General features: G+C 62.0%; 9 protein-coding genes and 1 pseudogene. 1 reads left to right on the top strand and 9 read right to left on the bottom strand.

Annotated features, from left to right (window positions below; genetic code table 11):
- Positions 1 to 18: 18 nt before the first annotated feature.
- The 7 genes from ABWI03_RS30440 to ABWI03_RS30470 all read right to left on the bottom strand — a co-directional run bounded on the left by ABWI03_RS30440 (position 19) and on the right by ABWI03_RS30470 (position 11,244).
- The gene (locus tag ABWI03_RS30440; RefSeq protein WP_298775717.1) at positions 19 to 1,488 is read right to left on the bottom strand and encodes a cellulase family glycosylhydrolase; all 1,470 of its coding nucleotides are present in this window, start codon (positions 1,486 to 1,488) and stop codon (positions 19 to 21) included.
- A gap of 82 nt (positions 1,489 to 1,570) precedes the next feature.
- On the bottom strand, positions 1,571 to 3,694 hold the full coding sequence (locus tag ABWI03_RS30445; RefSeq protein ID WP_298775720.1) for a phosphocholine-specific phospholipase C: 2,124 nt from the start codon (positions 3,692 to 3,694) through the stop codon (positions 1,571 to 1,573).
- Positions 3,695 to 3,798: 104 nt separating this feature from the next.
- The gene (locus tag ABWI03_RS30450; protein ID WP_298775723.1) at positions 3,799 to 5,544 is read right to left on the bottom strand and encodes an Ig-like domain-containing protein; all 1,746 of its coding nucleotides are present in this window, start codon (positions 5,542 to 5,544) and stop codon (positions 3,799 to 3,801) included.
- A 29-nt stretch (positions 5,545 to 5,573) separates the two neighbouring features.
- A complete protein-coding gene (locus ABWI03_RS30455) occupies positions 5,574 to 6,716 on the bottom strand; it encodes an Ig-like domain-containing protein (protein WP_124567159.1) in 1,143 nt (380 codons plus the stop codon).
- A 238-nt stretch (positions 6,717 to 6,954) separates the two neighbouring features.
- Positions 6,955 to 8,088, bottom strand: coding sequence for a nitrilase-related carbon-nitrogen hydrolase (locus tag ABWI03_RS30460; RefSeq protein WP_209910377.1), 1,134 nt, complete (start codon positions 8,086 to 8,088; stop codon positions 6,955 to 6,957).
- Positions 8,078 to 9,514 carry an amidase gene (locus ABWI03_RS30465; protein WP_298775730.1) on the bottom strand — a complete coding sequence of 479 codons (1,437 nt, stop codon included), beginning with the start codon at positions 9,512 to 9,514 and terminating at the stop codon, positions 8,078 to 8,080. The genes ABWI03_RS30460 and ABWI03_RS30465 overlap by 11 nt, the downstream gene beginning before the upstream one ends.
- A complete protein-coding gene (locus ABWI03_RS30470; protein ID WP_298775732.1) occupies positions 9,511 to 11,244 on the bottom strand; it encodes an amidohydrolase in 1,734 nt (577 codons plus the stop codon). Before ABWI03_RS30470 ends, ABWI03_RS30465 begins: the two co-directional genes overlap by 4 nt.
- Positions 11,245 to 11,420: 176 nt before the next feature.
- Here ABWI03_RS30470 and ABWI03_RS30475 point away from each other — a divergent pair, with 176 nt between their 5' ends.
- Positions 11,421 to 12,158: a helix-turn-helix transcriptional regulator gene (locus ABWI03_RS30475; RefSeq protein ID WP_298775734.1), complete on the top strand. Its 738-nt coding sequence runs from the start codon at positions 11,421 to 11,423 to the stop codon at positions 12,156 to 12,158.
- 15 nt (positions 12,159 to 12,173) lie between these two features.
- Here the strand turns inward: ABWI03_RS30475 and ABWI03_RS30480 are convergent, their stop codons facing one another.
- On the bottom strand, positions 12,174 to 12,683 hold the full coding sequence (locus ABWI03_RS30480; protein WP_296554066.1) for an O-acetyl-ADP-ribose deacetylase: 510 nt from the start codon (positions 12,681 to 12,683) through the stop codon (positions 12,174 to 12,176).
- Between the two features lie 561 nt (positions 12,684 to 13,244).
- Positions 13,245 to 14,126 (bottom strand): annotated as a pseudogene (locus ABWI03_RS30485) (ADP-ribosylglycohydrolase family protein); the annotation flags it as partial.
- Positions 14,127 to 14,165: the final 39 nt, after the last annotated feature.

Genomic DNA, 14,165 nt, shown 5'->3' on the forward strand with positions numbered 1-14,165 from the left:
GAACTTCGACTCTCGAGATCAGGCCGCCGGAGTGACCGTGACTGTGACGGGACCCGTGTCGTCCGCGGTTTCCACTGTGAGGAGGCGGCTTTGGGAATCCCAGTTCACTATGTCGGCACCCGCGACGTCGACGCCGCCGGGAAAGCCGCTCTCAGGTAGATAGATCTCGGTCGGTGCCGTCACCGCGGGGTCCGGGGCGAACGTCAGCTGGAGACGGTCAACGGTCGAGGACCATTCGGTGGGTGTGCCCGCGACGGCGCGGGGATACGGCTTGTTCAGGGTGTCGAAGAGGATCGTCTGTGTTCCGTCGGGGAGATACGGACCCCAGGGCCCGGGATCACTCGACCAGTAGGACACGCCCGCGCCGAGTTCTCGGGCGGTCGTGTAGACGCGGTCGATGTAGTCGCCTGCGCCGGGCAGTGTTGTGTCGAGCCCGAATTCGCCGAGAATGATCGGAGCGCCGCCGAGTACGTTGCCCGCAATGTGTTCGACGCTGTCGCGCCAGGTGTCGATGGTCGCGTCGGTGAGAGTGCGTGAGAGGCCCGAGTATCCGTCACCGAGGTCGAGGGGCAGCGGATACAGGTGCGGGCAGTAGGCGATACGCTGCTCGCCGGCACGTGGATCGTTGATCTTGGTGAGCCCGCTGGGAACACCTTGGTTGACGCCGACCGCCTGCGGAGCCACACATACCCAACTGTCCTGATCAACTTCCCTGATGGCGTTGGTGGTTCGCTGATACAGGGCGGCGAGTGGTCCACCTTCGAATGCGGGGCCCTGCAGGGAACCGCCCCACGGCTCGTTCATCAGGTCGTAGGCCACGACGGTGTCATTGCCTGCGAAGCGCTCGGCCACCGCCCGCCAGGCATTCGCGTAGTGCTCGACCAGTTCGGGGTGTTGGCCCGTGGTGTTCCAGAAGTTGTCGAATGCACGCATCACACCGGGTTGGATGTAATACAGCTCCCACCGGTCTTGAGGGCTGACCGGAAGGCCGTCCATGTAGGTCGCCCAGGCCGGTGCGCCGTTGCCGATGTTGCCGGCGCCGTTTCCACTGTTGCCCTCGGGAGTGATCGCGCCGGAGTAGACGTCCTGATGCATGTCGAGCATGACCTTGTAGCCGCGGTCGGCGTACCAGCTGACCCGGTCTTCGACGCGGTCGAGATATTCCTGGTCGTACTGTCCCGGTTCGGGTTCCACCGATCGCCAGGAGATCAGGAACCGCACGAAATTTGTTCCCATGTCCGCGTGTTCGCGCTCGAGGTCGGCTTCGGTGAACTTCGGCATGCCGTCCGGAGCGCTTTTTGCGCTCGACGCCGTGTTGAACCCTCGCAGGATCAGAGAGCGGCCGGCGTCGTCGGTCAGATATGACGGCGGCACGTCCGTGCCACCGGCACTGCCGGGCATGGGCAGGCTACCTTCGGCAGCGGCTATGCCGCTGCCCAGAACCAGCGAGCCTGCGATGATCAGTGCCGAGAGCGGGATGCGACGCACGGATAGCCTCCTACAAAAAGTGTGGATGGATTGACTTGTTCCACTGGAAATTCGGGTCTGGACTCGATCGCTGGGTGTTGATTCACGTCGGTTGGCTGACACTGGTCCGCCCGTTTTCGATGTGCCCGACGAGTACGCGCCTGAATTCAGGATCTTCGTCGACTGTCACGGTGGCCTGATACCAACCGTCCACCGACATCACCGTCCACCGACCGCGTGCCCCGGCAGCGAGTTTTCGTCGGTCCCCGTCCACATTGACCGACAGTGCACGACTTCCGGAATTTGTCGCGGACAGCATGAGAGTGCGCGACCCTGCGTCGACGGTGGTGGAGACGTCGAGCGCGGCCGCCGCGCTGTCGGTCGCTCCGCCGAACTCTCGTCTGAACCCGTTGGGACCCAACAGGGTCAGGTTGTAGACGCGTTCGTTGAGCGCAACGGTGTCGTCGATCTCGCCCTCGACGTCGTAATGTCGCGGCTCGTCGAACTCTCGCGCATACGGGTACAAGGCCAGGTGTGCGGACGCGGCACCGGTATTGGCCAGATGGAGCGTCAACGAGCCGGCGCCAGGGTTTACGCTCATGTGAGCGTCGGGCTGATAGGGAAGTGCCCGCGCAGGTCGAGTACCGCTCTCCTGCAGGGGCATTCTCTGTTCGGTGGGTGGGGTTGGCGTCCAGCGCGGTTCCAGTGGCGGGGTGGGTTGCGGACGGGACACCGTCGGTCGGCTACGCGGGTTGGCGAAGTCGAACGCCGACGTCAGGTCACCACTCACCGTGCGTCGCCACGGGTCGATTTCCGGTTGCGTGATTCCGAACCGCTTCTCCAGAAATTGTGTGACGGACGTGTGGTCGAAAACCTGGGAACAAACGAAACCGCCGACAGTCCACGGCGAGATGATCGTCATCGGCACCCGCGGGCCGAGACCGAGCGGCTGATTGCCGACCCATTCGGTTTCGATCGAGCGCGGCGGTCGAGGCGGCGGTACATGGTCGAAGTAACCGTCGTTCTCGTCGAAGTTGACGATCACGGCCGTCTTGGCCCACAGATCCGGATCCGAGGCGACGGCGTCGAGCACTTGATAGAGCAGTGTTGCGCTCGCCGCGGGTGACGATCCCGACGGATGCTCCGAATCCATCTCGGACGGAACGAGATAGCTGACTTGCGGCAGTCGACCCGACTCGACGTCTTTCCTGAACTCGGCGGCCAGTGTGCCGGGCCGGGATCGGTACAGCGCGCGATCGTAGAGTTGGCGATCAGCAGGCGACAGTTGGTCTGCGGCATCCTCGAGGGCCAGTACCGCTGCATCCTGGACCGGAGCCGGCATCGACGGCAGCGCGAGATAGAACCCGGCCAGGGTCTGCAGTTCGAAAGGGAGCAGGCTCGGTCGGCCAAGCAGCCCTGCCGCCACTTTCTTGAAGGCAGTGAAGTATTCGAGGTTGTTGTCTCCGAAGTTGTCCCACTCCTGGTAGGTCTTCCAGGAAATGCCGGCGGACTGCAACCGCTCGGGGACCGTCTTCCATCCGTAGCCGGCGTGCCAGGGGTTGTAGGCCGCGTTGGTGACAGCTCTTCCCTCGGGGCCGGGTGGATCCGAGGGCAGGATCGACTCGGTTGGATTGGGCGAAAGTGGCTCGTATCCGGTGTATCCCGAGACCCAGTAGTTCCGGTTCGGGCTCGTCGAGGTCGGCACGGAGCAGTGGTAGGCATCGCAGATCGTGAACGCGTCCGCCAGTTCGTAATGGAATGGGATGTCTTGCCGGTCGTAGTAGGCCATCGTCGTGCTGGTCTTTGCTGCTACCCAGCCGTCGTGCCAGCCGTCGGCGAGTGCGGCATGTCCGCCCGCCCAGCTGTGATCCAGCCCGGTGACGTTCTGGGTGTCCATGCGTTGTGCCGCAGCGGAATCGCGGATGGGGAAGGGGAGCACAGGACCGGTAGGCCCGGGTTGTTCGAAGACGCTGTGACCGCTGCGTAGACGCAACGCATTCGGATCCCCGAACCCGCGAACACCCCTCAGTGCGCCGTAGTAGTGGTCGAAAGATCGGTTCTCCTGCATGACAAGGACAACATGCTCGATCGAATCGAGCCCACCGGAGTTTGCGGGCGTTGCCAGTGCGCGCTGAAGGGACGGTGGCAGAAGGGAAGCGGCGGCGACTGCAGTCGCACCGACCCCGGCGGCGAGAAAGGACCGTCGAGAAAGAGAATTCCTGGACACCTGTGCTCCATCGATAAATCAATCAGTGCTATGACTACAGCCGTGACATGCTGTTGCCGCTGCTCCGAATCGGTGCAGCGGCAACAGTGTCGAGCGAAATACGATCAGGAACCGAAGAGACCGCTCAGTGAACCGAGGCTGCCCGAGCCGCCGTTCCCGCCATCGTCAGGCGCAGCAGAGACCTTGACGACGGATTCGTCGGACGCGGACTGTGTGAATCCACTTCGCCCCGCGAAAGACGCCGTGATCCGATGATCACCAGTCGATGCGAAAGCATGGGTCAGTCGCGCCACACCATCACCTCCGACGACAACGGGCTGTCCGATGGGTTGGTCACCGTCGAAGAACTGAACCGAGCCTCCGCCCGGATTGGGAGCGACCGTCGCGGAAAGTTCTGCCGCGACATTCTGCTTGGCCGTCGCGGGTGCTGCCAGTGAGGTCGAGGTGGTGACATCGGACGGCGCGGGATCGGACACGGTGACCGTTTGGGCCGATGCCATCGACGGCATGAAACCTGTTGCGCCGGAGTAGTAGGCCGACACTGCGTGAGATCCTGCCGAGGTGAAAGCATGTTCGAGAGTGGCCTTGCCGTCAGCGCCCACCGGGATCGGAGCACCGATATCAGCAGCGCCGTCCTTGAACTGGAGAGTGCCGCCGGTGGGTGTCGGCGTGACCTGCGCCCTCAGCGACACCGATACGCCCGTCTTTGCATCGGTAGGAACGTTCACGGCAGTGTCGGTCTGCTTGACGACAGGGGCGGCAGTCACCGTGACCATCGCCTCTGTCGAGTTGGAACTCTGGAATCCGTTGACTCCCTGGAACGTTGCGGAGACCCGCGCGGTTCCGGCGGTGAAGAAGGTATGCGGTAGCCGGGCAGTGCCGTCGGCACCGGGCGTGACAGGTGTACCGACGTCAGCGCCGTCCACCCTGAACTGAACGTTTCCAGTGACCGGAGCCGGATCCACCTTCGCGACAAGCTCTGTCGGAGTGCTGGCTTGGATCGAGCCGGGCATCTGGATCGTGGTCGTTGTCGGTTGGCTGACGTAGATCGTCGTCAGAGCCTGCCCGCCGGCGTTGAGGCCGGAGTTCCGGTTGTCCCTCGGGGAGCAGTTGTAGCGCTCCCAGTAGTTGACGCCGAAGACGTCCTTTTCGCGCTGGACGAAGGTGAGCGCATTGCGGTCGTCGTCGTAGTTGGCGGAGCCGGGATCGGAAACTCTCAGCGAAGGCTTGATCTCGCTACCGGCCGCACCGGCTTTGACCGTGACGTCGACTGCAGGGAGTCGGAACTTGGTGTTGGCGCCGACGATGATGCCGTCACTCGATCGAACCGCGGAGGACGGACCGTTTCCGGTGGTCCGATTCGATCCGGAGATACGCAGGTGCGTTCCGGATGTCGATGGATTACCGCCGTCGTCGATCCGTGTGACTGTTGGAGTGGCACTGTCGGATCCGAGGCCGTACGCACTGTCCGCCACAAGCTGGGAACTCACGAATTCGACGCCCGACGGGATGTCGAAGTCGTACTTGATTCGGGCCCAATGCACGACTCCACGGCTGGCATGGCCGCCGCTGTTTGCTTTCATCTCGTTCGGCTGCACGCGGTAGGTGACGGTCTCACCCGGTGCCGCGGTGGTCGGCGCGGTGATGGTGACCCCCGAGCCGAGCGTCTCGTTGAACGTGATCGGGCTTGCCACACCGTCCATCTCGCGCACATGGCATGCAGTTGTGAAGGCCACGCTCTTGGTCTCGGGGGCAGCAGAGGCGATTCCGCCGCCGACGATGGAGAACAAGCCGCCGGCCAGTACCGAGACGGTTGCAATCGCAGAGCCGCGGATGAGTTTCGAGTTCATCGACGAATCCTGGTTTCTGTTCACAGTTTTCACGACCCGAATCCAGGGGTACCAAGGCTGCCGAGGCTACCGGTGCCAGGCTCGGGCTCGGATGGCTCGACGACGTTGATCGTCACGGCGCCCGACATCGATTCCATGAAGCCTGCAGATCCCGTGTAGTACGCCGTGATGTTGTGGTCGCCTGCTGTTGTCATCGTGCGGTTGGCCTTCGCGACGCCGTTGACGACGGCCACCGGAGCGCCGAGATCGACCCCTCCGTCACGGAACTGCACCGTTCCTCCCGACGGCCAAGGAGTGACCGTTGCCGTCAACTCGACGGAGTCGCCGACGACAGCCTTACCGGGTGCGTCGATTCGCGTCTGTGTCTGGGCGAGGCTGGAGTCGACATTGATCACGGCGAGTGGCTGGCCGCCAGCGTTCAATCCGGCCGAACGGTTGTCGCGTGGTGAGCAATTGGTGGTCAGCCAGTACTTGACGCCGCCGAGCAGGGTCTCTTGTTGCAGGAAGGTCAGGTAGTTGGCGGCACTGTCGTAGGAACCCGAGTTGGTATCGGAAACGCGGAGCATGGGCTTGATCTGGGTGCCGACGGCCCCGGACGTGACGGTGACGTCGACTGCCGGGAGCTGGAACGTCTTTCCTCCACCGACTTCGATTCCGCCGCCGCCGTTGTCGTCGGTATTCGGTCCGTTGCCCGCGGTGATGTTGTTGCCCGAGATACGAAGATGCGTCCCATTCGGATCGGGTGAACCGGCATCGTTCACACGAGTGACCGAGGGAGCGACCCCACCCAGATTCGAGCTGGTCCCGGCCACGATCTGCGCTCCCACGAAGGTGGTGCCCGCAGGAATGTCGAAATCGAACTTGAGACGCGTCCAGTTCACGACCGACCTGAGGTCGTAGCCGTCTTTGGGGACCGTCATCGGCTTGGGGGCAAGGCGGTAGGTGAAGGTGGAGTTCGGCGGAACCACGGTCGGGGCACTGATCGTGACGCCGGAATCGCGTGTCTCGTTGTGTGTGATCGGGCCGGGGAACTGCCACCCGTGACACGACGCCGTGAACGGAAGGTTCACATCAGCGGCGGATGACACTCCCGCTCCGCCGACGACCAGGGCAACGCATCCGGTCAAGGACGCAGCCACCCCCACTCCTCGGCGCATCAACGTCGACACCATTCACATTCTCCTTGAGTAGCGCTCGAAAAGATCGAGCTCTCGGCTTGAAGCCGGGTCCGGGAACCGGCCTCGAGCTGACAGAGAAGCGAATACGTCTTTGTCGTTTGCTCACCACCAGCTCAAACCCTGGAGAGGAGTAGAACACAGAGCGCGCCGCGAAATATGCGAATCGGACAAATTGTTGGACAAACGTCCAACCGGTGAAATTTCTCCACCCTCCAGCCCGGTCTGCAGCGCTTCAACGTGGTGTGATGTGGGCGCTGCGGCAGTCGTATGCGGGCTTCCGGTATGCCCCGCGGGTGAGCAGTCGGGCGATGTTGGCCCGGTAAATCTCGTCGGCTTCGGCATGGAGAACGGGATCACTCTCGAGCCATAGGTTTGCAGGATGAATGGGTTCGTCGTACATACGGCTGAAGAGTTCGGTACGGAGGTCTTTGAGCCAATTTGAGTTCAGGTTCAAGACGCGGAACTGGCGCAATGCTTCGATGTCGATCACACCCGACACGAACGAATTGTGCCCGGAGACGGTGTGGCCGAGTACCGCTCCGTTGTAATCCACGACATGTGAATTTCCTCCGGCAATGTCGAATGACTGTGTCGCCGACTGAGTCGAATATACCGGTCCGGTGTTCGGGCAGATCATGTACAGGCTGTTGAAATGCGCGTGTGCACGGTTCTGGAGTAGCCACGTTCCCCCTGGGTCAGGTCCTGATTGCGTCATCGGAACCGCCTCGCTCGGACGATACACGACCTCGGCACCTTGAAAAGCCAAGGCGCGTACTGCTTCCGGATACTCTCCGTCGCTGCAGCAGATCGTACCGATCGAACCGATGTCCGAGGTATGCAGGACGGGATAAAATGCGTCGATGCCGTCGCCGAACAGTTCTGTCCAGCGGTCGTAGACATCATGCGGCGTGCAGGAACGCTCGCGGCACCACACGTGATTCTTCGTGGCGCGATGTACCACCTCGCCCGTCGGGGAGATCACCACCATGGAGTTGAAGAAGCGATCGGCCATGACTTCGGGCCACCGCGCCTTGCATTGAGCGATGATGTAAACCCCGTATTGCTTGGCAAGTCCGCCGAGTCGGTCTGTCTCGGGGCCGGGGATGTCGATGAACATCTCGCGCGCGGCCTTCACATGAGGTATGTCGAAGACTTCGTCCCCGAATCCGGTCAAGGCGCCTTCTGCCAATGCAATCAGTTTGACAGGAATGTTGATCGAAACCGTTGACACCGCAGCGTGAATCGCTTCCTCCACTACGTCGAGGTTCGCGATTATGTGTGATCGGCGTTCGATGTTGCGCACCACTGTCGAGAGACCAATCGCTGTATAGGGTGCGATCGGAGTTGCGGCCGTGTCAGCATTCACCGGCGTTCACTTCCGGTATGCGGTGCGCCCACGGTAACAACTTCTCCAATTGAGATGCAACCGCTATCAGGGAGCCCTCCTCACACATGGGTGCGGCCAGTTGAACACCGATAGGCAACCCCGAGCGCGTGGAACCGAGCGGCAGGCTGATTGCGGGTCCGCCCGTCGCATTGAAAAGTGGAGTGAACGAACAGATGCCGAACAACTTGCGAGTCCATTCGATCGGGGAGAGTGATGCGTCATTGGAATCGAGTTTGCCCAATAATTGGGGTGGCTCACCGAGTGTCGGGGTGAGCAGCAGATCGTAATTCGTGAAGAAGGTTCCGACCGTACGGGATACCTGGTTGAGGACATTGAGCGCTCCGGCGAGCTGAATGGCCGTGACTCGGCGCCCGTACTCCGCGCAGGCCAAGGTTGTCGCCTCGAGATTTTCGGGTCCGGGGGTCACGCCGAAGGCTCCGGCAAGCGCGTCGACGCCTTCGGCAAGAGAGACACTCCAGACCGGCAGGTTGGCTTCGACGAACTGATCCCAGTCGAAGGCCGGCGTGTCGGGTGTGACGTGATGGCCGAGTCCCTCGAGGACCGTGCCGACAGCGGACACGGCACTCGCGACCTCGATGTCCACCGGGTCTCCGGACCACGACTGAGTGTGGATCGCAATGCGTAAACGCCCCGGTGAGCGGTTGAGTTCGTCGGTGTATGGCCGCGCGGGATCACGGATCACGTACTTGTCTCCGGGGGCCGGCCCGCTCACGGCATCGAGTAACGCTGCGCAGTCACGCACCGATCGGGTGAGCCCCAACTCAGCCCCCAGCCCTGAGAGTGGCTCGCTCGAGTCAGGGCCTACTGGTACACGGCCTCGGCTCGGTTTCAGACCCACCAACCCGTTGGCGGACGCAGGAATTCGGATCGACCCTCCACCGTCGGTAGCGTGAGCGATGGGAAGGGCTCGCGCTGCGACCAATGCTGCTGATCCGCCACTCGATCCACCGGCGCTGCGTTTGGTGTCCCACGGATTGCGCGTCGAGCCTTGAGCAACAGGTTCGGTGTTTCCGTTGAATGCGAATTCCGGTGTGGCGGTCACTGCCACAGCAGCCAATCCTGCGGCCCGGAATCGTGTCATGAGTTCGGTGTCGTGGGGAAAGATTGCCCCTTCGCCCGCAAGCCGACTTCCGAACCGGGTCGGGACTCCAGCCGCGTGTACGGCAAAATCCTTGAGTGCAAAGGGAACCCCCGCAAACAGTCCCTGTTCGTTGTAATCGAGAGCGCGATCCCACGGGCCGTCGACCACGGCGTTCAGCGTCGGATTGACGGCTTCGACCGCGGTGCGTGCTGCCTCGTGAACTTCGTCGACGGATACCCGCTTGTCGCGAATCAGTTCGGCGAGCCCCGTAGCGTCATGTTCGATGTACTCGTTCGGCTTCATCGAAGAACCCTCTCGGCAGCAGGGAGGACGGCGTCGTCGTGAACTATGTTTCCGCCCAGCATGGTTCGATGTACTCGGGTGTTCTTCAAGTCATCGAGATCGCAGGTCGACGGGTCGCGGTCGACGAAGATGAGGTCCGCGTGATTGCCGGGGCTGATGGATCCGATTCCGTCCCATCCGAGGATCTTCGCAGCGCTTGTTGTCCACATGGCGAGAGATTCCTGGCGACTGATGACCTGGTCTGGACCGTCGTTTCTCAGATCGGTGCCGGCAATCTCGTGCGTCTGCGCAAGTGCAATCTGTTCCCAGGGATTCTTCGGTCCCCAGTCAGACCCGCCGGAGACGTCGAGGCCTGCGTCGAGTAGACGTCTCAAGAGGACCATGTCACGCCAGACGTGTCGGCCGATTCGCTCTTCGTACACAGCACCCTTGCCCCATGCGAACCCGACAGAAGTGGTGATCTGGAACCCGAGTGCTTTGTAACGGCGAACGTGGTCCGGGCTGACAGTGATCGCATGCTGCAGAATCCACGCCTTGTCTCGAAAATCGTGTTCGGTGACGACACGCTCGGCGATTTCGAGAAAGTCGTCATGCTCACGGTAGGAGCCGATACAGATGTTTGCCCGGATGCCGTTCTCCGCGCAGAATCGGACGTACGATTCTTCTTTCTCCAGTGAGACGAAGCGATTCCCCTTGGTGGGTCTGCCGAAAGGGTCGGTATAGCTTTCGTGCATGGCGAAATGCCCTGCAAAACAGGGCCCCCCAGGGCTGATGGTCATACCGTCGATTCGAAACATGTCGTCGGCAGTATCGGATGACTGTGGCGCAAGCGATTTCAATCGATCGTCGAACTCGTGCGACGACAACGGTTCGAAGGGGTAGAAGATGACCGACTCCACATCGTGAGTCGCCTGGACCCGGATGGTGAGCAAGTCAGCTGCACGGAGATGTCGATACATCTGTATGTGGATTGGTTCCATAGCGTGTCCCTCGTACAAAGTGGTGACGCCGCGAGCGGAGAAGCGAGCCATTTCGTCGAGTACTCCGGGGACTGCGTGATCGGGATCGAGTGGTGGGAGCTTGAGAAGGATCTGCCCCCAGAACGGGTCGTAGGTGTAGTAGTTGTTCACCGGCCCGCGAAGTATTCCCGTCAAACGTCCTGCTTCGTCCTTGTCGATCTCCACATCACACACGCGATCGGGAATGAAGTCCGACAGACCGACAGTACGTAGGCCGGCGCTGTTGAACGCCACGATATTCGGGGTACGTGGTGCCCACGCCTGGATGAGCACCGGGTGGTCGGTTGTTGCCTGGTCGAGGGCGTGACGGTCGGGCAACCGTCGCTCGGCAAGGTCGCGCCACGATCTGCGGATGAAGTAGTGAGCTTCACCGACGGGCGTGCAGATGATCCACTCACCGGGCGCTGTGACCACTGCGCGAGCACGGATTCGTTCGACGATATCGGCATGATCGACGGCATCGCTCAGATCGACAAGGCCGCCTCGTAGTGCGCCGAAGTGCATGACGTGTGGGTGCGTGTCGATGAGTCCTGGCATGACGACCGCTTCGCCGGCTTCCATGATCTGGGTGTTCGGGCCGGCGGACTCGACCAGGTCGGAGAATCTGCCCAAGTCGAGGATCACGCCATTGTCCACGAGTACCGCTTCCACGACAGGGTTCGCATCGTCGAATGTCAGGACCTTCGACGATCGGATGAGTGTTTTGCTCACGTGGACCTACCTCCGTACATCTCGACGAGTCCACCGCGTGTGGCTCGCCAGGTAGTAGCACTCTATGAGTGGCCCACCTGGGCGAGAATCATCCGAAAGGATGAACTCCGATTGGTCTTGACCAGTGATTATGGCCAGAGGTAGCGTCGTACCGGTTCGTTGTGGAGGAGTGCGATATGTCGGTGGTTCAGTCGGAATTCGTTGAACCGAATCCCCAACCGATCAGGTGCAACCACGATTTCGCACGCAACACCGAATTCAAACGCAACGCGATGGAGTTTCTTGCCAGGTTTGTCCGCGTGTCCGGGATGGTCTTCTACTCCGTTGATCGCGGCATGAATGCCGACACCCACGTGTTCGATCGGGTTTGCCCTGAAGAGAATGGCCGATACACCGGTCACTTCCACGAGTTGGACCCTTTTCATCCGCGTAGGTTCGCCGAGTCGGGTGCCGACCTCGCAACGTCGAACGACATCGGCCAGCGGTTCGACAAGACCGACTACTACGCAGGCTTCTTTCGCCCGATGGGGTATCGATACGAGGCTGAGCTGTATCTACGGCATGCCGGACGTATCGTGGCCGGGGTGTCCTTGCTCCGAAGTTCTCGTGACGGTGACTTCTCGAGGGAAGAGGTCCAATTTCTGCAGAAGTCCCATGGATTCGTTGAACAGTCCTACTGCATGCTGCGCCAATTCCCCAGTGCACCGGATTCTTCTGCAGTACCCGAACATTGGAAGCTTTCTGTTCGGGAGCGTGATGTCGTCGAACTCCTGGCACAGGGTGCGAGCAATCTCGACATCTCCCGTGCGCTGTTCATCAGCGTCCCGACCGTGAAGAGCCATCTCCAGCACGTATATCGAAAGTCGAGCGTGCATTCACGTACCGAGTTGGTATCACGTCTGGTGCACGGCTGACTGCGCCGCTGGTGTTCAAGCGATCGCGCGGCGCATCAGGTCTGCCGTCTCCTTGTTGAATGCGACCAGTGTGACCGTCTCGACGTCGGTCTTCGCCGCGCGAATCGCTGAAACGGCCTGTCGGACCGCATCTTCCTTCGGCCAGCCGTAGACCCCTGCCGAGATCAACGGAAAGGCGACGGTTCGTGCACCGATCGAGTCTGCAACGGCGAGACTGCGCGTGTACGCCGACCGAAGCAATCCGGATCGGTCCTCGGATCGTGAATACCTCGGGCCGACGGTGTGAATCACGGCCTTGGCGTGGAGCTTTCCCGCGGTGGTGGCTACGGCCGCACCCACCGGCAGGCCGTCGGGGAGGCTGGTGTTGCGCAATACCTCGCAAGCTTTCAGGATCTCCGGTCCGCCGGCGCGGTGGATCGCGCCGTCGACACCGCCGCCGCCGAGGAGCCTGGAGTTGGCCGCGTTGACGATGGCGTCGAGGGTCAGCGTCGTGATGTCGCCTTCGACGACGGTAATAGCGGGCATGGATCCTCCTGTGTTTCCAACGGCCGTGTTTCCAACGGCCGTGTTTCCGAGGGCCGTGTTTCCGAGGGCCGTGGTCCAGAGTTCACGCTTGGGGCGAGCCCACGGCATAGCCGAGCGTACGTCGTAGGGGTCACGTCCGATCAACATCGAGTATCGCGCCGCAACCGACGGTGTGCGACTGTGTGCCTGAACGCAATGAAGGAGTACGCGCTTGCCTTCAGCCCGCAACGCCTGGACGGTGCGCGCTGCGTCGTCGAGGACGAACTCGAGGTTGGCGTTGGAATCGGGACCATCGTCGACCAACCAGAACTCGACGTGATCGGAGCAGACCTGCCGTGTTCCCATGCGGCACAGGCTGACCACAGCGTCGTAGTCCGCAGTGGACACCGCATCGACGCCGCCGAGCAGGACGCCGTCGTCGTGCGGGTGCGTGGTCAGGTGGTGGGTTCCGCGGAACCGCGAGTAATCGAGTTCTGCCGTCGACGGCCAACCGTTCTTGTCGTCGGTGCCGCCGCGAGCAGTCTTGATCGCCAGGCGAACCAGATCGGAGGAACGGTATCCCGGCCAGCCGTGCATGATCCGGCGCCACCGGGCGGGAACCGCCGACGCTCCCCAACGGGCGCCGAGGAGGCCACCCGCGATGGCCGCAGTCGTGTCGGTGTCCCCGCCGGCTCGCACGGCTGCTTCCAGCGCGTACTGGAGGTGGCGAGCATCGGCATTGTCCGTGGAAGTGATGGCCCACCAAGCGGTTTGAAGTGCATGCACCACCCAACCGTTCTTGGAGAAGTCCTGAGGTTTCCCGGTTTCGGCCTGATCGAGCAGCGGGCCCCAGTATTCGGCGACCTCCTGATCGGCAACGGAGAGGAAGTCGCGAGCCCCCTCGAAGTTGCCGGCGACAACGGCATGGCGGATGGCGTGGGTCCACAACTCGCACGCCTGTCCGGCGCGCGGGTCGTCATGCGTGAGTGAACTGATCCGGTGCGCGGCCGACCTGGCTCGCTCTGCATCGTCCAAGTAGGCGAGGGCGACGGGAGCGGTGCGCATGAGCGAGCCGTTGCCGGCCTTGCGGCCGCTGATCGCCCGCGCACGATCCGCCATGACGGCTGCGCTTTCGGAGCGGGTAGACAATACCGCTCGCGTCTGGTTGCCGATGTCTGCGGGCTTCGAGTCGTACCACCGGATGAACTGTGCTGCAATGGCATCGAGGCCATCAGAGCCGCCGATGTCGATTCCTGTCGCGGCCACCTCGGCGATTGAAACTGCCATCGAGGTGTCGTCGGTCCATTCTCCCAGCGCCCAGTTGAACGGACCGCCGCCGATCATGTCGATGGTGACCTCGGTGTTCGGATAGGTGAATTCGTACCCGGCGCCGAGTGCGTCGCCTGCTGCGGTGCCGAGCAGAACGCCGGCCGCTCGATCGGACTGCTGTGCGGTGAGTTTCATAGCCACCTTTTCAAGTTCGCGGAGATCGTTTGATCAACT

It is taken from the genome of Rhodococcus baikonurensis, assembly GCF_040489275.1.
GTDB lineage: Bacteria > Actinomycetota > Actinomycetes > Mycobacteriales > Mycobacteriaceae > Rhodococcus_F > Rhodococcus_F baikonurensis.